Origin of the sequence: Mycobacterium sp. E3198 (assembly GCF_001667015.1) — a bacterium.
GTDB lineage: Bacteria > Actinomycetota > Actinomycetes > Mycobacteriales > Mycobacteriaceae > Mycobacterium.
This window is the reverse complement of record NZ_LZIS01000096.1, coordinates 34,474-51,819: the sequence shown is the minus strand read 5'-3', so window position 1 is coordinate 51,819 and position 17,346 is coordinate 34,474. Positions and strand designations below refer to the sequence as shown.

The following is a 17,346-nucleotide window of genomic DNA, read 5'->3' as shown; positions in this document are numbered from 1 at the left end:
CGTTTCACCTGCAGGGCGACCGGATCGACAAGGACCGACTTTCGGCCTGCGCGGACCTGCTGATGACCACCCGCCCCCGCGCGATCGCCGCGCCCGCCGCCTCGAACAGGCCCTCGTCGTCGCACAGCTTGGCGAGCACCAGCACCGCGCCCAAAAACCCCACCACGCCGGACAATCCGGCCACCTCCTCGGTGGCCTGCCGCACCGAGACCGCGCCGACCGCGACCAGGATCAGCGCCGCGGGAACCGCGGCCACCGCCTCGGGCAGACCCCGCGGGCGGACGACGGCGAACACGAGCACGGCAGCAAGCAACACCAGCGCAATGGCCAAGGGCATGCGTTCTACGTCCAGGGGTCTTCGCGCCGCCACACCGTCGGCATGTGCAGCGCGACGCCGTCGCGGGCGGCCAGCTCGTCGAGGACGCGGATGGACACGTCCAGGTCGTCGCCCGCATACGGCAAGGCCCGCAAGGGCTTTGACAATGGGCTGAAGAAGTCGTCCCAGTGGATGAGGATCACCCGGCGCGCGCCCACCGCGCGCACGGTCTCGGCCCAGTAGTCCAGCAGGTAGGAACGCGGCTGCAGGCCGAGCTGGCCGACGCTGAGATAGACCGCGTCGGCGCGCTGTCGTGACAGCGCGTCTTTGACGAAGCCGGCGCTGCCCTGGATCAGTAGCCGCCGGCCCGACGGCCGGTGGTGCACCAGCGTCGACCACGCCTCGCCGCAGCGGTATGCCGACGCCCGCACCGGCGGGGTCAGCGGCGCGTCGATCGTCCCGGGGAACCGGTCCGGCGGGCAATGATGCGACGCCACCAACGTTACGTCGTAGGCGCCCAACCGAATTGGTTCACCCGAGGTGGCGACCGTAATCCGGTCCTCGGGCAGCCCGTATCCGCGCCCGACGTTGGCCGCCGACTCACCGCCGACCAGCCGCGCCCCCGTGCGGTCGGCCACCAGGGCGGAGTCGAGCGCGTGGTCGATGTGGGTGTGCACCGGGATGACGGCCTGAAGCCGCGACACCCCGGCGCGGGCCAGGCAGCCGTCCACGCGGGCCGGCGACGGCGCCACCTTGCCGGCCGCCACCCGCGCCAGGCTGGGCCGCGAGAAGTAGCCGTCGGTCAGAAGCGCCGACGACCCGTCGTCGAGCAGCAGCGTCGCCACCCCCAGCCACGTAGCCGACAGCGGCGCATCGGGCCCGGCGGCGGGCGCGTCGAACCGGTCCGAGTAGCGCGCCAGGTCGGGCCGGCCGGGTTTGAGTCGCATCAGCAAAACGCCCTGACGTCGGCGCCGGCCGCGGCGAGCCGATCCCGCACCGCCGTCGCGATCTGCACCGCGCCCGGCGAATCTCCGTGCACGCAAACCGATTCCACGGTGACATCGATCTGCGTGCCGTCGATCGCGGCGAGTTGCCCGGAGGTCACCATCGTCGCCACGCGGTCCGCGATCTGCGCCGGATCGTGCAACACCGCGCCCGCTTCGCGACGGGACACCAGCCGGCCGTCCGGTTGGTAGGCGCGGTCGGCGAACGCCTCGGCCACGGTGCGCAGGCCCAGGCGGGCGGCCTCGTCGAAGAACGCCGAGCCCGCCATGCCCAGCACCGGCAAAACCGGATCCACCAGGCGCACCGCCTCCGCGACGGCGGCGCCCTGGTCCCGATCGGTCACGATCGTGTTGTACAGCGCGCCATGGGGTTTGACGTAGCACACCGCCGAGCCGGCAGCCGCCGCGATCGCCTGCAGCGCGCCGATCTGGTAGACGACATCGGCGACCAGGTCGTCGTGGGCGACGTCGATGTAGCGCCTGCCGAATCCGGCCAAATCGCGGTAGCTCACCTGCGCCCCGATGCGCACGCCGCGCTCGGCGGCCGACCGGCACACCTGCAGCAGGCCCGCCGGATCCCCGGCATGGAACCCGCATGCCACGTTGGCGCTGGTGACGATGCCGAGCATGGCGTCGTCGTCCCCGAGGCGCCAAACGCCAAAGCCCTCACCCAAGTCGGCGTTGAGGTCGATGGCGGACACCCGCCTAGCTTATGGGCCGCGCGGACGCCGCCGCACCGCCTATTGGCGGGCCACCTTGGCCGCGATCCGCTCGGCGATGCCGATGGCCGAGCCGCCGGCCAACGGGGAGGCGCACGCCAGCACGTCGACGGCGACGTTGTTGCGCACGGTCAGGGCCCGCTGGCAGGTCCACCCGTCGCCGCCTTCCTGAACCTCCGACGTGCTGAGCGTGCCGTTGACCTTGTCGATGCCGGCCACCGTCCACACGACCGGGGGCTTGCCCTGCGGCAAGTCCGAAAACCGCCGGTTGGCGCAGGCGGACCAGGTTTGCGCCGAGGAGTCGTAGAAGGCGTTTGCGTCGCGCGCCGACGGGTACGCGATCACGGCCTGGATGGCGTAGTGGTCGCGGCCCTTGGAGTCGTCGACGCTGTCGTCGAGCCGCTGGCCGCGGATGGCGGTCCAACTGCTGCCGGCGTAGACCTTGTCCTGCGCGGGCCCGTCGAGCGGCAGGCAGTCCTTGTCGCTGATGCTCGAGCTCCAGTCCCACATCGCGTCGGCGGAAAACCACACCTTCATCGATGCCGCGTTCAGCGCGGTGTTGATCTGGCCCTCGTCGAGCAGCAGCCCGTCGAGGGCCGACACCGCGACGGGATTGCGTGGCAGGGGACCGGAGTGGTCGGCGGGGACGGCCCTGCCGCCCGAGACGGTGGTACAGCCGACGGCCAGCGCGGACACCGCGGCGAGCACAAGCACGGTGAGTCGCTGGCGCACTGCTGGCCCCCTCCCCGCTTCGTGCGACCAAGCTTAAGTGGCGACCTCGCGACGTCGCCCGACGAGCCAGCAAATCAGGTAGATGACAAACGAGATGGTCGCCACGAACACCGATACCGGAACGCCGGGCGCCAGCGACAGCAGGATGCCCCCGACGGCGGCGGCTTCCGCGAAGGCCACCGAGGCCGCCACCGCCGCCGCCGGCGAGGCGACCACCGCGGCGGCCGCGGCGGCCGGGGTGATCAGCAACGACATCACCAGCAGCGCGCCGACGATCTGCACGGCCTGCGCGGCCACCACGCCGACCAGCGCGGCGAACACGATGCCCAGGGACCGCACCGGAACCCCGCGCGCCGCCGCGACGTCCGGGTCGACGGTGGCGAACAACAGCGGCCGATAGCAGGCGCCGAGCACGGCGACCACCAGCAGACACACCAGCGCGAGCATGGCCAGGCCCGTGTAGCCGACGCCCACGATCTGGCCGGTCAGCAGCGCGAAGGCGGTGCCGGTGCGCCCCGGGTAGAGGTGGATGAACAGCACCGCCAGGCCCAAACCGAACGCCAGGACCACGCCGATCACCGAGTCGCGCTCCCGCGCCCGTTGCCCCAGAACGCCGAACAGCGCCGCCGCCAGCGCGCTGCCGATCAGCGCCCCCGCGCCAACCTCGAAGCCGACCAGCAGCGCGAAAGCGGCTCCGGTCAAAGACAATTCGCTGGATCCATGCACGGCGAACGACATCTGGCGCATCACGATGAACGGCCCGATCAGCCCGGCCACCAGCCCCAGCAGGGCGCCGGCCACCAGGGCCCGCTGGACGAAATCGTGGCGCAGCAAGTCGGCGGTGATGTCGAAGGAGAACAGGCGGCCGAGCATCCCGGCGAGCCGGTGATTCATCCGCCGCACCCGTCGTCCGGCTCGCCCACCACCACGTAGCCGCCCCTGACCTTGACCACCTCGATGTCGGCCCCGTACAACGCCGAGAGCGTTTGGCTGGTCATCACCTGCTCGACGGTGCCGATCCGGAAGTGGCCGTCGACGAGATAGAGCACCCGGTCCACGAACGGCAGGATCGTGTTGATCTCGTGCGTGACGACGATGACGGTGGTTCCGGCGTCGCGACGGCGCCGGTCGATGAGCGCGGACACCAGCTTCGCGTTCGCCGGGTCCAGCGTCAGCAGCGGTTCGTCGCACAGCAGCAGCCTCGGGTCGCTGGCCAGAGCCTGGGCGATGCGCACGCGCTGCAGCTCGCCGCCCGACATCACGCCGACCCGGACGTCGGCCAGCGCCTCGCCGTTGACCTGATGCAGCGCCTCGGCCACGGCCGCGCGCCGGCGGGCCCGGTCCGCCGATCGCAACGGCCCGCCGCCCCAGCGCCGCCCGTCGATGCCCAGCCGGACCAGGTCGCGCCCCCGCAGCATCACGTCGGAGTCCATCGGGCGGTGTTGTGGCACATAGCCGATGCTGCCGCTGCCCGACGTGATCGGTTTTCCGTCGACCAGCGCGACGCCGGCGCTCAGCGGGAGCTGCCCGAGCAGGACCTTGAGCAGCGACGTCTTCCCGCTGCCGTTGGGGCCGAGCACGGCGACGAACTCGCCGGGCGACACCGACAGGTCGAGGTGGTCCCACAGCACCCGGTCGCCGAACGCCAGCCGCGCGCCGCGCAGCGACACGGTGTGGGCGTGGCTGGCGACGGCCCGGGGCGCTTCGACGCTCATGCGCTGTTATCGGCTCGACCGCAACGCGGCCAGCAGGTGGTCGACCGTGTTGCGTTGCCAGGTCAGGTAGTCGCTGCCGTCGGGCAGCGTCTCGGTCACCTGGGTGACCGGCACGCCCGCGCGCCGTGCGGCGCCCTGTAGGCCGTTCACCGCGGAGCTGGACGTCTGGGGGTTGACCAGCAGCGCCGACACCTGCCGGTGGTCGATCATGTCGAGCACGGCCGCCAGGTCCGACGGCGAGGGATCGGTTTCGTTCTCGCCGGCCGCGGCGAACGCGGCGGGGGTGCGGTCCACCAGGCCCGCCGCGGCCAGCAGGTAGTGGACGTCCGGCTCGGTCGCGATGACGCCGGCCTCCGGGTAGGCGGCGGCGATGGCGCGCTCGGAGGCGGCGATCGAGTCGGCGCCGCGGCAGAACGCCGCCGCGTTGGCCCGGTAGTCGGCGGCGTTGGCCGGGTCGATGGCGGCCAGGCGCTCGGCGATCGCGGCCGCCACCGACTTGGCGACGCTCAGGTCGTAGAAGACGTGCTCGTTGGGGGGCTCGCCGGCGGCGGCAGGGACGAACGAGTAGGCGTCGACCGATTTGATGCCCGGATGCCCGGCCAGCACCTGGTCCACCCAGGGGTCGTAACCGCCGCCGTTGTAGACGACCAGGGCGGCGTCGGCGAGCGCGGCGGCGTCCGAGGGACTCGCCATGTACGAGTGCGGGTCGGTGTCGGAGCCGCTGAGGATGGACCGGACGGAGACGTGGCGGCCGGTGACCGCGCTGGCCACGCTGCCCCACACGTCGGTGGAGGCCACGACGGTGGCCGCGCGGGCGCGCGCCGTCCCACCGCACCCGGTGATCGCCACCAGGCCGGCCACGACGACGCCGACGGTCAGGGCGACCGGCAGCCAACGCCCTACATGCACCTGTGTTTTCCTCTCGCCGGCCCGGCGGCCGCCCCCTAAATACTAATGAAAATCGTTTCCATTAGAAAGTGCCGCCGAGCGGCCTGGTAGGCGCCGGCGGTGCGCCGCTGTAGCGTCACCGAGCGTGAGGAGTCCCACCCCGCGTCGGCGTGCGACTCTGGCGTCATTGGCGGACGAACTGCAGGTTTCGCGCACCACGATCTCGAATGCCTTCAACCGGCCCGACCAGCTGTCCGCCGACCTACGCGAACGGGTGCTGGCGACGGCGAAGCGGCTGGGTTATCCGGGACCCGACCCGGTGGCGCGGTCGCTGCGGACCCGCAAGGCGGGCGCGGTGGGTCTGGTGATGGCCGAACCGCTGACCTACTTCTTCAACGACCCCGCGGCGCGGGATTTCGTCGCGGGGGTGGCGCAATCCTGCGAAGAACTCGGGCAGGGGCTGCTCCTGGTCGCCGTCGGCGCCGGCCGCAGCCTCGACGACGGAACGGCCGCCGTGCTCGGCGCCGGCGTGGACGGGTTCGTGGTGTATTCGGTCTGCGAGGACGATCCCTACCTGCAGGTGGTGCTGCAACGCCGGCTGCCGGTCGTGGTGGTCGACCAGCCGAAGGGGCTGCCCGGGGTGTCCCGGGTCGGCATCGACGACCGGGCGGCGATGCGCACGCTGGCCGACTATGTGCTCGGGCTGGGGCACCGCGAGATCGGTGTGCTGACCATGCGGCTGGGCCGGGAACGCCGCCAGGGATTGGTGGACGCCGACCGGCTGCGCTCGCCGGCCTTCGACGTCCAGCGCGAGCGGATCATCGGCGTGTGGGAGGCGATGGCGGCCGTCGGTGTCGATCCGGATTCGCTGACGGTGGTGGAGAGCTACGAGCACCTCCCCGAGTCGGGTGGCGCCGCGGCCAAGGCGGCGCTGGAGGCCAACCCGCGGATCACCGCGCTGATGTGCACCGCGGACATCCTGGCCCTGTCCGCCATGGATTACCTTCGCGCACATGGCATTTACGTGCCGGGTCAGCTGAGCGTCACGGGGTTCGACGGCGTGCCCGACGCGATCGGCCGCGGGTTGACCACGCTGGCGCAGCCGAGCCTGCAGAAGGGCCGGCGGGCCGGTGAGCTACTGCTGAAGCCCCCGCGATCGGGCCTGCCGGTCGTGGAACTCCTCGAGACAGAGCTGATTCGCGGCCGCACCGCGGGGCCGCCCGCCTAACTCCGCCTAGCTCTTCTGGGTCTCCTGATCGCCGATCAGCAACCGCACGGCCAGGTCCAGCCGCTTGCTGACGTCGGTCGCCGAGGCCCGCCGGGTGAGCCACGCCAGCAGGTTCGACAGCCACACGTCCGAGATCACCCGCGCGATGTGGTACTGGTCCTCCGTCGGTTCGCCGTCGGCCATCGCCCGCGCGAACATGCTGTCGATCAGCTTCTCGACCTGGTCGACCTCGCTGGCCGCCGACGCGTCGGCGAAGACATAAGCGCGCGTCATCGCCTCGGTGAGCAGCGGGTTGCGCTGCATCGCCCGGTTGAGCTTGCCGACCATGAAGTTCAGCCGCTGAAACGGCGTGCCGCCGGCGACCGAGGAGCGGTCGGTCTTGGCGTCGATGCGGCTGAACTCCCGCCCGAGCGCCGACACCAAAAGATGCACCTTGGAGGGGAAATACCGGTACAGCGTCCCCACCGCGACGTCGGCGCGGTCCGCGACGGCGCGCATCTGCACCGCCTCGTAGCCGCCCTTGGACGCGATGGCCATGGTGGCGTCCAGGATGCGCTTGCGCCGCTCCCGCTGCGCCTCCGAACCGAGCTCGGACTCAGCCAGTACCGCCACGTTCATGACCTCGCGCGGCTGCGAGTCAGGAACGCGGGCCGAACCCGGGTTGGCTGACGACATCTGAAGAAAGGCTCCTTTTTCAGGTGGTTCGCTCGCAAACGATACGCATGCTGTGCGTAAATTTCCCACCTCCCCGCAGCAGGGACAACCACGTGTACTGCTGTAATGGCGTTCGACTTGACGCTCGATCGCTGGCACTATTAGAACACGTTCTAGTGGGCTTAGCGCCCCTTCATCCCGAACCAGGCACGCGGAGGACCAGAGGGTGGTAGCGACCGTCACCGACGAGCAGTTCGCCGCGCGTGCGCTGGTGCGCGACTGGGCGCGAAGCTCGGGTTCGAGCGAGGCCGTACGCGCCGTCGAACAGGGCGATCCCGACGCGTGGCGCCCCGTCTTCGCCGGCGTTGCCGAGCTGGGGCTGTTCGGGGTGGCGATACCGGAGGATCGCGGCGGGGCGGGCGGCAGCATCGAGGACCTGTGCGCGATGGTCGAGGAGGCGGCCAAGGCGCTGATCGCCGGGCCGGTTGCGACGACCGCGCTGGCGACTCTGGTCGTCGATGACCCGGACTTGCTGGCCGCGCTGGCGTCCGGGGAGCGCTTCGCCGGGGTGGCGCTGGAAGGTGACGTTCGGCTCGACGGCGCGGCGGCACGCGCGTCCGGCACCCTGCCGTGGGTGCTCGGCGGCGCGGAAGGCGCCGTCGTCCTGTTGCCCTCGGACGGCAAGTGGCTGCTCGTCGACACCGGCGCCGACGGCGTCAAGGTCGAACCGCTGACGGCCGCCGACTTCTCCCGGCCGTTGGCCCGGGTGGTGCTGACGTCGGCGGCGGTCACCGTGCTCGGGGCGGCGGAGCGGCGGGTCGAGGAATTGGCGGCGACCGTGCTGGCGGCCGAGGCGGCCGGCATCACCCGGTGGTCGCTGGACACCGCGGTCGCCTACGCCAAGGTGCGGGAACAGTTCGGCAAGCCGATCGGCAGCTTCCAGGCCGTCAAGCACCTGTGCGCCGAGATGCTGTGCCGCGCCGAGCAGGCCGAGGTGGCCGCCGCCGACGCCGCGCGCGCCGCCGCGGACCCCGACGCCGACCAGTTTTCCATCGCGGCCGCCCTGGCCGCGGGCATCGGCATCGCCGCCGCCAAGGCCAACGTCAAGGACTGCATCCAGGTGCTCGGCGGCATCGGCTGCACCTGGGAGCACGACGCGCACCTGTACCTGCGCCGCGCGCACAGCATCGGCCGGATTCTCGGCGGCGCCGAACCCTGGCTGCGGCGCATCACCGCGCTGACCCAGGCGGGGGTGCGGCGCCGCCTGAGCATCGACCTCTCGGAGGTGGAGGGCCTGCGCCCGCAGATCGCCGCGGCGGTCGCCGAGGTTGCCGCGCTGCCCGAGGCGCAGCGCCAGGCCGCCCTCGCCGAGGCCGGGCTGCAGGCCCCGCACTGGCGGCCGCCGTACGGGCGCAGCGCGTCACCGGCCGAGCAGTTGCTCATCGATCAGGAGATGGCGGCGGCCGGCGTGGTGCGGCCGGACCTGGTGATCGGCTGGTGGGCGGCGCCGACCATCCTCGAACATGGGACGCCCGAACAGATCGAACAGTTCGTGCCGGCCACGCTGCGCGGCGAATTCCTCTGGTGTCAGCTGTTTTCCGAGCCCGGCGCCGGGTCCGACCTGGCGTCGCTGCGCACCAAGGCGGTGCGGGGCGACGGCGGCTGGCTGCTCACCGGGCAGAAGGTGTGGACGTCCGCCGCGCACAAGGCGCGCTGGGGCGTATGCCTGGCGCGCACCGATCCCGACGCCCCGAAGCACAAGGGCATCACCTACTTCCTGGTGGACATGCGCTCACCCGGCATCGAGATCCGGCCGCTGCGCGAGATCACCGGTGACTCGCTGTTCAACGAGGTCTTCCTGGACAACGTGTTCGTCCCCGACGAGATGGTGGTCGGCACGGTGAACGACGGCTGGCGGCTGGCGCGGACCACGCTGGCCAACGAGCGGGTCGCGATGGCGACCGGCACCGCGCTCGGCAACCCGATGGAGCAGCTGCTGCGGGTGCTGGCGGCCATGGACCTCGACGCCGCGCAGCAAGACCGGCTGGGCCGGCTGATCGCCACCGCCCAGACGGGCGCGCTGCTCGACCAGCGCATCGCGCAGTTGGCCGTGGGCGGCCAGGACCCCGGCGCGCAGTCCAGCGTGCGCAAGCTGATCGGCGTGCGCTACCGGCAGGCGCTGGCCGAATACGGGATGGACGTCTCCGAGGGCGGCGGGCTCGTCCACAACCAGGCGGTCTACGACTTCCTCAACACCCGCTGCCTCACGATCGCCGGCGGCACCGAGCAGATCCTGCTCACCGTCGCCGCCGAGCGGCTGCTCGGCCTGCCGCGTTAGTCGAGATCGGCTGCGGCAGCTTGCAATTCGCGCAGCGCCTCGCACGCCATGGCGCCCAAGTCCCCGCTTTCGTCGGCCCAGCGGGCGTAGGCCGTCTTGAACGCGAGCGCACCCAGCTCGGCGGCCAAGACGGCCGTCGGCTCGGGCACGCCGCGGGATTGGAGCGCTTCGACCATCGCCCGCGCTAGCCCAATATGTTTGAGCGCGTTGCGCGCTTGCAGTTCGGCGCTGGCGGCGATCGCGGCCTTGAGCCGGGCGACGAGGTCTCGATTGAACGTGAACCCGGCGGCTGCCGACTTCAGGCCGGAGCATACGGCGGCCAGCGGTGTCGCGTCGTCGGGCGCCGCGGCGATGCCCTCGCGCAGCAGCTGCGCGATGGCGTCCTGGCCGGCGGCGAGCACGTCACGCTTGTCCGGGAAGTGCCGAAAGAAGGTGCTTTTCGTCAGGCCGGCGCGCTCGGCGATCTGCATGACGGTCGTCTGGTCGTACCCGCGTTCGTTGAACAGATCGAGCGCCGCGGCGACCAGGCGTTCGCGCGCATCGGGTTGCCAACGAGCCATGGCCCCACCCTAGTGATGCGACTATGGTCCCGTCACGGGTGTAGGGTGAGGGGACCATAGTCTCATCACTCGAAGGAGTTGCTCGTGCGCGTATTCGTCTCCGGCGCCAGCGGAGGAATCGGCTCGGCCGTCGTCTCGCAACTGGTCGCTGCCGGCCACCGCGTCGTGGGCCTGGCCCGTTCGGATGCTTCGGCCGCGATCATCAGCGGACTCGGCGCCGAGCCGCTGCACGGCGACGTCACCGACCTCGATCTCATGCGGAAGGCGGCGGGCGACGCCGACGGCGTTGTCTACCTGGCGTTCTCGCACGACTTCACCCGAATGATCGGGGACGCGATCGGCGACGAATCCCGCGCCGTCGCCGCGATCGGCGCCGCGCTCGTCGACACTGGTAAACCGCTGGTGGTCGCCAGCGGCACCCCGGCGCGGGCCGGCCGCACGAGCACCGAGGAGGACCCCTTCAACGCCGAGGGGCCGATGGCCGGACGCGGCCGCACCGGACAGGCCGTCATCGACCTGGCCGAGCAAGGCGTCCGATCGGCCGTGGTGCGGCTGCCGCGGTCGGTGCACGACGCCGGTGGCCGCTACGGCTTCTCCGGCATCCTGATTCAGGTCGCACGGCAGCGCGGCGTGTCGGCGTTCGTCGGTGACGGCGCGCAACGCTGGCCCGCCGTGCATCGCGACGATGCCGCGTCGTTGTTCCGTCTCGCCCTCGAAGAGGCCCCACCCGGTGCGGTGCTGCACGCGGTGGGCGACGAAGGCGACCCGATGCGGGCGATCGCCGAGGTGATCGGTCGCCGGCTCGGCGTGCCCGTCGAATCGGCCCCGGCCGAGGATTTCGGCCCGCTCGGCACCATGTTCGCTATCGACCAGCCCTCGTCGAGCGCGCTGACCCGCCAGAGGTTCGGATGGAGCCCCACCGGCCCGAGCCTGCTCGAAGACCTCGAAACCGGCGTCTACCCCTAGGAAAACGTCGTCTGCGCGCAGGTGCTGGGCGAGGTGATGTTGACGCCGCCGTAGACCACCTGGATGTGGGTGCAGGCGATGACGCTGATGTCGGTCTTGGGCTGGCCGGTCTGCCAGTCGGTCGAGTCGATGCGCCCGGTCGTCTGATATTTGTCCGGCGGTCCCTCGCCGAAGTAGACGGTGGTGATCTCGTCGGACCCCATCGCCTTGTGCACCCTCTCGTATTGGCCGTTGGCGTGGGTGTCCAGGTAGGCCAGCCGATTTGGCGACCGAACCTCGGTCGTCTGGCGCGCCCACAGCCCCGGCGGGAACCCGATCACGCCGCCGTCCGGCGTGCGGGTGTCCGCCCCGGCGGTGAAGTTGCAGAAGCCGCCCGAGCTGAAGCAATCGAGGGTCACATGCGTCTCCAGCTGGTTGGGGCCGTCCAGCGGGAACAGGGTGGTGGCGGTGTTGCTCGCCGCCGAAGCGGGCGCAACCGGCAGCAGCGCCAGCACGGCTGCGACGACCGCAAATCCCGGCAACAACCGCTTCATCGGCGCCCCCTTCGGGTTCGCTACGCGACTACTCGTCGTAGGTGACTTCTACCGAATCAGATTCCGGGCGAGATTGACAGGCCAAAATCAGGCCCTCGTCGAGATCCTGCTGTTCCAGGACGTCGTTGACCTCCATGTCGACCTTGCCCTTGCGCAGGGTGCACGCGCACGCGCCGCAGTGACCCTCCCGGCACGAGAACGGCGCGTCCAACCCCTTCGCGAGCAGCACGTCGAGCAGCTTGGCGTTGCGTGGCCACGACACCGTGTGCGTCTCGCCGTCCAGCTCCACGACGACCGTGGCCGGCGGCTGGTCGCCTTCGGCGGTGTCCTCGATTTTCACCGCCGCGAACGGATCCGATTCCAGCGACTTGAACACCTCGATGTGCACTTGCGCGGCAGGCACTTTCAGCCCGTCGAGAGCGGCACGCGCGGCGTCCATGAACGGCCCCGGACCGCAGATGAACACGGGCCGATCGGTGAACGGCGAGGCGAGCTTCGCCAGGGCGGTCGTGCTGGGCAATCCCTGCAGCGATTCCAGCCAGTGCAGCACCGTCAGCCGGTCGGGATACTTCGCGGCCAGTTCGCGCAGCGCATCGGCGAAGATCACCGACCGGTCGTCGCGGTTGGCGTAGAGCAGCGTCACCTGCCCGCTGCCCTCGGCGAGCGCGGACTTGCAGATCGACATGATCGGCGTGATCCCGCTGCCGGCGGCCATCAGCAGAAAGTCGTCGTCGAGCGTCTTGGGCACGAAGTTGCCCGACGGCGCCAGCACGTGGATGCGCATGCCGGCGTGCGCGTGCTCGCACAGCCAGTTCGACGCGTAGCCGTCGGCGGTCCGTTTCACCGTGACCGTCAGCGCGTCGCCGGTGAATGGCGAGCTGCACAGCGAGTAGCACCGCGCCACCGAGCCGGTGCGCTCGCTGGGCACGCGCAACGTCAGGAACTGCCCGGGGGAGTATCGGAGCCGTTCCGGCGGGATCTGCGGATCGCCGGGCGCGTCCGGCACGGCCAACACGAGCGACCGCGCCTCGTCGGTTTCGGCGACGACCTCGGCGATCTGCAGTTCGAGGACGTGGTCGCCGAGCGGCTCGTCGGGAATCGCTTCCGTCAAGACCCGTCCCTTCCCTTGTTGCCAACTAGAACATGTTATAGAAAACCGGATTCGTATCGCTACCAGCCGCAGGAATACCCTGCTCGACACAAATCGGAACGTGTTCTAGTCTTCTGGGTAAGTCCGCACTCCCGGGGAGGCAAACTTACGTGACGTCCATTCAACAGCGCGATGCGCAGTCGGTGTTGGCTGGGATCGACGATCTGCTTCCGCAGATCCGGGAGCGCGCCCAGGCCACGGAGGATCTGCGCCGGCTGCCCGACCAGACCGTTCAGGAGCTCGAGGACGTCGGGTTCTTCACCCTTTTGCAGCCCGAGCAGTGGGGCGGGCTGCAGTGCGACCCCACCCTGTTCTACGAGGCCGTCCGCCGGCTGGCCAGCGCCTGCGGGTCCACCGGGTGGGTGAGCTCGATCATCGGCGTGCACAACTGGCACCTGGCGCTGTTCGACCAGCAGGCCCAGGAGGACGTCTGGAGCGACGACCCCAAGACCCGCATCTCGTCGTCATACGCCCCGATGGGAGCCGGCGTCGTGACCGACGGCGGCTACCTGGTGAACGGCTCGTGGAACTGGTCGTCGGGCTGCGACCACGCCTCGTGGACCTTCGTGGGCGGTCCGGTCATCAAGGACGGCCGACCCGTCGACTTCGGCAGCTTCCTCATCCCCCGCAGCGAGTACCGCATCGACGACGTGTGGCACGTCGTGGGCCTGCGCGGCACCGGCAGCAACACGCTGGTCGTCAAGGACGTCTTCGTGCCCCGGCACCGGTTCCTGTCCTACAAGGCGATGAACGACGGCACCGCGGGCGGCTACGAGACCAACACCGCCCCGGTGTACAAGATGCCGTGGGGCACCATGCATCCCACCACCATCTCGGCGCCGATCGTCGGCATGGCCTACGGCGCCTACGACGCGCACGTGGAGCACCAGGGCAAGCGGGTGCGGGCGGCGTTCGCCGGCGAGAAGGCCAAGGACGACCCGTTCGCCAAGGTCCGCATCGCCGAGGCGGCCAGCGACATCGACGCCGCGTGGCGGCAACTCAGCGGCAACGTCGCCGACGAGTACGCGCTGCTGTCCGCCGGCAAGGAGATCCCGTTCGAGCTGCGTGCCCGCGCCCGCCGCGATCAGGTGCGCGCCACCGGCCGGTCGATCTCCGCGATCGACCGCTTGTTCGAGGCGTCCGGCGCCACCGCCCTGGCCAACGACCAACCGGTGCAACGGTTCTGGCGCGACGCGCACGCGGGGCGGGTGCACGCGGCCAACGACCCCGAGCGCGCCTACGTGATCTTCGGGAACAACGAATTCGGGTTGCCGCCAGGCGACACCATGGTCTGATGACCGCGATCGGGGAACTCACGTTCGAGTCGACCTCGCGCTTCGTCGAAGTGGACGTCGACGGACCGCTGAAGCTGCACTACCACGAGGCGGGGGCCGGTAACGACCAGACCGTGGTGCTGCTGCACGGCGGCGGCCCCGGCGCGTCGAGCTGGACGAACTTCTCGCGGAACATCGCGGTGCTGGCGGAGCGATTTCACGTGCTGGCCGTCGACCAGCCCGGCTATGGGCATTCGGACAAGCGGGCGGAGCACGGGCAGTTCAACCGCTACGCCGCGCGGGCGCTCGCCGGGCTCTTCGACCGGCTGGGCCTGGGACGCGTTCCGCTGGTGGGCAATTCGCTGGGCGGGGGCACCGCGGTCCGGTTCGCGCTCGACTACCCCGACCGGGCCGGCAAGCTCGTGCTGATGGGCCCGGGCGGGCTGAGCGTCAACCTGTTCGCGCCGGACCCGACCGAGGGCGTCAAGCGGCTGGGCAAGTTCTCCATAGACCCCACCCGCGATAACCTCGAAGCCTTCCTGCGGGTGATGGTCTACGACCAGAAGCTGATCACGGAGGAGCTGATCGACCAGCGCTTCGCGCTGGCCAGCACGCCGGAATCGCTGACGGCCACCCGGGCGATGGGAATGTCGTTCGCGGGGGCCGACTTCGAGCTCGGCATGATGTGGCGCGAGGTGTATCAGCTGCGCCAGCCGGTGCTGCTGATCTGGGGGCGCGAGGACCGGGTCAACCCGCTGGACGGCGCGCTGGTGGCGCTGAAGACCATCCCGCGCGCGCAGCTGCACGTGTTCGGGCAGTGCGGGCACTGGGCGCAGGTGGAGAAGTTCGACGAATTCAACAAGCTGACCATCGATTTCCTGGGAGGCGCGCGATGAGTATCCGGTCGCTGGGCTACCTGCGCATCGAGGCCACCGACATGGCGGCCTGGCGTGAGTACGGCCTGAAGGTGCTGGGCATGGTCGAGGGCAAGGGCAGCACCGAGGGCGCGCTCTATTTGCGGATGGACGACTTCCCGGCCCGGCTGGTCATCGTGCCGGGTGAGCGCGACCAGCTGAGCGAGGCGGGCTGGGAGTGCGCGAATGCCGAAGGCCTGCAAGAGATCCGAAATCGGCTCGACGTGGAGGGCACGCCCTACAAGGAGGCCACCGCGGCCGAACTGGCGGATCGACGCGTGGACGAGATGATCCGGTTCTCCGACCCGTCGGGCAACTGCCTCGAGGTCTTCCACGGCGCCGCCCTGGAACACCGCCGGGTGGTCAGCCCGTACGGGCACCGGTTCGTCACCGGCGAGCAGGGCCTGGGGCACGTGGTGCTGACCACCCGCGACGACGACGAGACGCTGCACTTCTACCGCGACGTGCTGGGCTTCAAGCTTCGCGATTCGATGCGCCTGCCGCCGCAGCTGGTGGGGCGGCCGGCCGACGGGGCGCCGGTCTGGCTGCGGTTCTTGGGCTGCAACCCGCGCCATCACAGCCTCGCCTTCATGCCCGGACAGACCCCGAGCGGCATCGTGCACCTGATGGTCGAGGTCCAGGAGGCCGACGACGTCGGTCTGTGCCTGGACCGGGCGCTGCGCCGCAAGGTGCCGATGTCGGCGACGCTGGGCCGCCACGTCAACGACCTGATGTTGTCCTTCTACATGAAGACACCCGGTGGGTTCGACGTCGAGTTCGGTTGTGAGGGCAGGAAAGTCGACGACCACGACTGGATCGCCCGGGAAAGCACCGCCGTGAGCCTGTGGGGCCATGACTTCACGGTCGGCTTCCGCGCCTAACCTGAAGACATGTCAGGTCAGATCGATCCGCGGGCTTTCCGGCAGGTGCTGGGTCAGTTCTGCACCGGGATCACCATCATCACCACCGTGCACGACGAGGTGCCGATCGGCTTTGCCTGCCAATCCTTCGCGGCGCTGTCGCTGGACCCGCCCCTGGTGCTGTTCTGCCCCACCAAGGTCTCGCGATCCTGGAAGGCCATCGAGGCCACCGGCCGGTTCTGCGTCAATGTGCTGAGGGAGAAGCAGAAGGACGTGTCGGCCCGGTTCGGCTCCAAGGAGCCCGACAAGTTCGCCGGCATCGACTGGCACCCTTCGGAATTGGGTTCACCGATCATCGACGGGTCGCTCGCCTACATCGATTGCGCGGTGGCGTCCGTGCACGACGGCGGGGACCACTTCGTGGTGTTCGGCGCGGTCCAATCGCTTTCGGAGGCCCCCAAGGTCAAGCCGCGGCCGCTGCTGTTCTATCGCGGCGACTACACCGGCATCGAGCCCGACAAGACCACGCCGGCCCAGTGGCGCGACGACCTGGAAGCGTTCCTCACCACCACCACCCAGGACACCTGGCTCTAGCACCTCGGTGACGCGCCCGACGGCGAGCCCATGTTTGGCGGCCGCGGGCTTCCGGGAATCCGTCGTGTCATGCGCTCACCGGCCGCCCGAGCGTTGACGGACTACCTGGACGCACAGCTCGACCAGATAGAACACGGCGACGCCCAACTGCGCCGCGGGGAGACCCCGGACACCATCCACGACACCCGCGTCGCGACCCGGCGATTCCGGAGCACGTTGCGCGTCTACGCCAAGGTCCTCGATGGCGCCGCGGGCGACGTGGACCGCGAACTGAAGTGGTATGCCGGGCTGCTCGGCGATGTCCGCGACTGCCAGGTCCAGGGGCGCCGGTTCGACGCGGCGCTGGACGCGATGCCCGACGAACTGATCCTGGGTCCGGTCCGCGCGCGGATCCGCAGCGACCTGCGGGCGATCGAGCTTCCCGCCCGGGCCCGGCTGAGCGAGGCGATGGACTCCGACCGCTACCGCCTGCTACAGGCGGCGCTGCGCCGCTGGCGCGACGAACCGCCCGTCGACGCGCGGCTGTCCGCCAAGGCGCTGCGCAAGCGGGCGCGGCGGGCGCAACGCAAGGCGGACCGCCGGCTGGCCGCGGCGCTCGACTCCGGTGACGACGTGCTGCTGCACAAGGCGCGCAAGGCGGCCAAACGGGCTCGCTACGCCGCCGAATTGCGGAAACCACTGGACAAGCGTGCCAGGCGAATAATCAAGCACTACAAGCGGATTCAAGGCTTGCTCGGTGACCACCAGGACACCGTCGTCGCCACCGAGGCGCTTCGGCAGATGGCGTTGGCGGCGGGGACCACGGTGGGTGAGAACGGCTTCAGTTACGGCATGTTGTACGCGCGCGAGCAGCAGATCGCCCGGCGATGCCGCGAAGGCGCCTTGCAGCTCGTGTGAGAGG

18 protein-coding genes and 1 pseudogene are annotated in these 17,346 nt (G+C 70.3%); 8 read left to right on the top strand and 11 right to left on the bottom strand.

What is annotated here, in order from left to right:
* Positions 1 to 67: 67 nt before the first annotated feature.
* From A5673_RS11290 to A5673_RS11260, 7 genes and pseudogenes are all read right to left on the bottom strand, one after another.
* Positions 68 to 337 (bottom strand): annotated as a pseudogene (locus A5673_RS11290) (arsenic transporter); the annotation flags it as partial.
* Between the two features lie 5 nt (positions 338 to 342).
* The gene (locus A5673_RS11285; RefSeq protein ID WP_068231463.1) at positions 343 to 1,263 is read right to left on the bottom strand and encodes an MBL fold metallo-hydrolase; all 921 of its coding nucleotides are present in this window, start codon (positions 1,261 to 1,263) and stop codon (positions 343 to 345) included.
* Positions 1,263 to 2,021 (bottom strand): LamB/YcsF family protein, encoded by a 759-nt coding sequence (locus A5673_RS11280; RefSeq protein ID WP_068231460.1) that lies wholly within the window; start codon positions 2,019 to 2,021, stop codon positions 1,263 to 1,265. The genes A5673_RS11285 and A5673_RS11280 overlap by 1 nt, the downstream gene beginning before the upstream one ends.
* Positions 2,022 to 2,060: 39 nt before the next feature.
* Positions 2,061 to 2,771 carry a sensor domain-containing protein gene (locus A5673_RS11275; RefSeq protein ID WP_068231458.1) on the bottom strand — a complete coding sequence of 237 codons (711 nt, stop codon included), beginning with the start codon at positions 2,769 to 2,771 and terminating at the stop codon, positions 2,061 to 2,063.
* A 33-nt stretch (positions 2,772 to 2,804) separates the two neighbouring features.
* Positions 2,805 to 3,665, bottom strand: a complete 861-nt coding sequence (locus A5673_RS11270; RefSeq protein WP_068231475.1) for a metal ABC transporter permease — start codon at positions 3,663 to 3,665, stop codon at positions 2,805 to 2,807.
* Complete coding sequence (locus tag A5673_RS11265; RefSeq protein WP_068231455.1) at positions 3,662 to 4,486, bottom strand: metal ABC transporter ATP-binding protein; 825 nt, start codon at positions 4,484 to 4,486, stop codon at positions 3,662 to 3,664. Before A5673_RS11265 ends, A5673_RS11270 begins: the two co-directional genes overlap by 4 nt.
* A gap of 6 nt (positions 4,487 to 4,492) precedes the next feature.
* On the bottom strand, positions 4,493 to 5,377 hold the full coding sequence (locus tag A5673_RS11260; protein WP_082958671.1) for a metal ABC transporter solute-binding protein, Zn/Mn family: 885 nt from the start codon (positions 5,375 to 5,377) through the stop codon (positions 4,493 to 4,495).
* Between the two features lie 142 nt (positions 5,378 to 5,519).
* On the opposite strand from A5673_RS11260, the gene A5673_RS11255 reads away from it, so the two are divergent.
* A complete protein-coding gene (locus A5673_RS11255; RefSeq protein WP_068231449.1) occupies positions 5,520 to 6,602 on the top strand; it encodes a LacI family DNA-binding transcriptional regulator in 1,083 nt (360 codons plus the stop codon).
* Positions 6,603 to 6,608: 6 nt separating this feature from the next.
* On the opposite strand, the gene kstR is transcribed toward A5673_RS11255, so the two are convergent.
* On the bottom strand, positions 6,609 to 7,214 hold the full coding sequence (kstR, locus tag A5673_RS11250; protein ID WP_197518349.1) for a cholesterol catabolism transcriptional regulator KstR: 606 nt from the start codon (positions 7,212 to 7,214) through the stop codon (positions 6,609 to 6,611).
* 268 nt (positions 7,215 to 7,482) lie between these two features.
* Here kstR and A5673_RS11245 point away from each other — a divergent pair, with 268 nt between their 5' ends.
* Positions 7,483 to 9,594 (top strand): acyl-CoA dehydrogenase, encoded by a 2,112-nt coding sequence (locus tag A5673_RS11245; protein ID WP_068231443.1) that lies wholly within the window; start codon positions 7,483 to 7,485, stop codon positions 9,592 to 9,594.
* On the opposite strand, the gene A5673_RS11240 is transcribed toward A5673_RS11245, so the two are convergent.
* Entirely contained in the window at positions 9,591 to 10,154 is a 564-nt protein-coding gene (locus A5673_RS11240; RefSeq protein ID WP_068231441.1) for a TetR/AcrR family transcriptional regulator, read from the bottom strand. The genes A5673_RS11245 and A5673_RS11240 overlap by 4 nt on opposite strands.
* A gap of 84 nt (positions 10,155 to 10,238) precedes the next feature.
* Here A5673_RS11240 and A5673_RS11235 point away from each other — a divergent pair, with 84 nt between their 5' ends.
* A complete protein-coding gene (locus A5673_RS11235; RefSeq protein ID WP_068231438.1) occupies positions 10,239 to 11,120 on the top strand; it encodes an SDR family oxidoreductase in 882 nt (293 codons plus the stop codon).
* On the opposite strand, the gene A5673_RS11230 is transcribed toward A5673_RS11235, so the two are convergent.
* Positions 11,117 to 11,653, bottom strand: a complete 537-nt coding sequence (locus A5673_RS11230; RefSeq protein WP_068231436.1) for a hypothetical protein — start codon at positions 11,651 to 11,653, stop codon at positions 11,117 to 11,119. The two genes, A5673_RS11235 and A5673_RS11230, sit on opposite strands and share 4 nt — an antisense overlap.
* Before the next feature lie 28 nt (positions 11,654 to 11,681).
* Positions 11,682 to 12,764 (bottom strand): ferredoxin--NADP reductase, encoded by a 1,083-nt coding sequence (locus A5673_RS11225; protein ID WP_068231433.1) that lies wholly within the window; start codon positions 12,762 to 12,764, stop codon positions 11,682 to 11,684.
* Between the two features lie 149 nt (positions 12,765 to 12,913).
* Here A5673_RS11225 and hsaA point away from each other — a divergent pair, with 149 nt between their 5' ends.
* From hsaA to A5673_RS11200, 5 genes are all read left to right on the top strand, one after another.
* Positions 12,914 to 14,098 (top strand): 3-hydroxy-9,10-secoandrosta-1,3,5(10)-triene-9,17-dione monooxygenase oxygenase subunit, encoded by a 1,185-nt coding sequence (gene hsaA, locus A5673_RS11220; RefSeq protein ID WP_068231430.1) that lies wholly within the window; start codon positions 12,914 to 12,916, stop codon positions 14,096 to 14,098.
* A complete protein-coding gene (gene hsaD, locus A5673_RS11215) occupies positions 14,098 to 14,973 on the top strand; it encodes a 4,5:9,10-diseco-3-hydroxy-5,9,17-trioxoandrosta-1(10),2-diene-4-oate hydrolase (protein ID WP_068231426.1) in 876 nt (291 codons plus the stop codon). The genes hsaA and hsaD overlap by 1 nt, the downstream gene beginning before the upstream one ends.
* Complete coding sequence (gene hsaC / locus A5673_RS11210; protein WP_068231420.1) at positions 14,970 to 15,872, top strand: iron-dependent extradiol dioxygenase HsaC; 903 nt, start codon at positions 14,970 to 14,972, stop codon at positions 15,870 to 15,872. The genes hsaD and hsaC overlap by 4 nt, the downstream gene beginning before the upstream one ends.
* Positions 15,873 to 15,881: 9 nt before the next feature.
* Positions 15,882 to 16,445: a 3-hydroxy-9,10-secoandrosta-1,3,5(10)-triene-9,17-dione monooxygenase reductase subunit gene (hsaB, locus tag A5673_RS11205; RefSeq protein WP_068231417.1), complete on the top strand. Its 564-nt coding sequence runs from the start codon at positions 15,882 to 15,884 to the stop codon at positions 16,443 to 16,445.
* A gap of 69 nt (positions 16,446 to 16,514) precedes the next feature.
* A complete protein-coding gene (locus A5673_RS11200; RefSeq protein WP_068231414.1) occupies positions 16,515 to 17,342 on the top strand; it encodes a CHAD domain-containing protein in 828 nt (275 codons plus the stop codon).
* Positions 17,343 to 17,346: the final 4 nt, after the last annotated feature.